At 70.4% G+C, this 1,439-nt stretch carries 1 protein-coding gene and 1 pseudogene; both read left to right on the forward strand.

Annotation, left to right across the window (positions count from 1 at the left end):
• A pseudogene (locus KH616_RS24985) lies at positions 1-490 on the forward strand (acetyl-CoA carboxylase carboxyl transferase subunit alpha); the annotation flags it as partial.
• Between the two features lie 49 nt (positions 491-539).
• Positions 540-1,439, forward strand: a 900-nt coding sequence (gene tilS, locus KH616_RS24990) for a tRNA lysidine(34) synthetase TilS (protein WP_292254926.1), incomplete at its 3' end; no start/stop codon positions are given.

Genomic DNA, 1,439 nt, shown 5'->3' on the forward strand with positions numbered 1-1,439 from the left:
GGGCGCGTATCCGGGCATCGGCGCGGAAGAGCGCGGCCAGTCGGAAGCCATCGGCCGCAACCTGTACGTGATGGCCGAGCTGAAGACGCCGATCATCGCGACGGTGATCGGCGAGGGCGGTTCGGGCGGTGCGCTGGCGATCGCGGTCGCCGATACGGTGATGATGCTGCAGTTCTCGACCTACTCGGTGATCTCGCCGGAAGGCTGCGCATCGATTCTCTGGAAGAGTGCCGCGAAGGCGCCCGAGGCGGCCGAGGCGCTCGGTCTGACCGCGCATCGCCTGAAGGCGCTGGGCCTGATCGACAAGATCATCAACGAGCCGCTCGGCGGCGCGCACCGCGACCCGAAGGGCATGGCGGCGTTGCTGCGCCGCGCGCTCGCGGATTCGCTGCGCCAGTTCCAGGGCATGAGCATCGACGCGCTGCGCGAGCGCCGCTTCGAACGGCTGATGGCCTACGGCAAGTTCAAGGAAACCACGCCGGGCGCATGACGCGCGGCGTGCGTTCATCACGGCGCGCGGTCACGCGCGTCATTCGACCGTGATTCCCCCGAACGATTTCTCCGCCGACCGCGTCGTGCTCGACGCGGTCGGCGTTGCGCTTTCCGGCGTCCCGTCCGACGCGCGCATTGCCATCGCATACAGCGGCGGGCTCGACTCGTCGGTGCTGCTCGATGCGGCGGTGCGTGTTGCCGGCGCGTCGCGCTGCGTCGCGTTGCACGTGCATCATGGGCTGAGCGCCAATGCCGATGCCTGGGCGTCGCATGCGGCGGCCACCGCCGCGAGGCTTGGCGTCGCATTCGAAGCGAGGCGTGTCGACGTGCCGCGCGACAGCGGCGCGGGCATCGAAGCGACCGCGCGCGAGGTTCGTTATGCGGCGCTCGACGCGATGTGCGAGCGGCACGGCGTCGGGGTGCTCTGGCTCGCCCAGCATGCGGACGATCAGGCGGAGACGGTGTTGCTTCAGCTGTTGCGCGGCGCGGGCATCGCGGGGATCGCGGCGATGGCGCCGCGCTACCGCCCGGCGACGACGCGCATCGAGCGTGTGCGCCCGCTGCTGCGTTTGTTGCGCGCGCAACTCGAGCGCTATGCGGCGCAGCATGCGCTGGCATGGATCGACGACGAATCCAACAACGACACACGCTATGCGCGCAACGCGTTGCGCCTCGACGTGCTGCCGGCGCTCGCCGTGCATTTCCCCGGTTTTCGCGATGCGCTCGGCCGCGCTGCGCAGCATGCGGCATCGGCGCAGCGTCTGCTCGACGATCTGGACGCACTCGATTTCGAGGCGGCCGCACGCGACGACGGCCGCGCGCTGTCGCGCAAGGCGCTGGTCGCGCTCGACGACGCGCGCGGCGCGAACCTGCTGCGTTACTGGATCCGCTCCCTTGGCCAGCCGGGCGCGTCGGCTGCGCGGCTCGCCGACATGATGCGGCAGCTG

The sequence above is a fragment of the Burkholderia sp. genome (assembly GCF_018375725.1).
Lineage (GTDB): Bacteria > Pseudomonadota > Gammaproteobacteria > Burkholderiales > Burkholderiaceae > Burkholderia.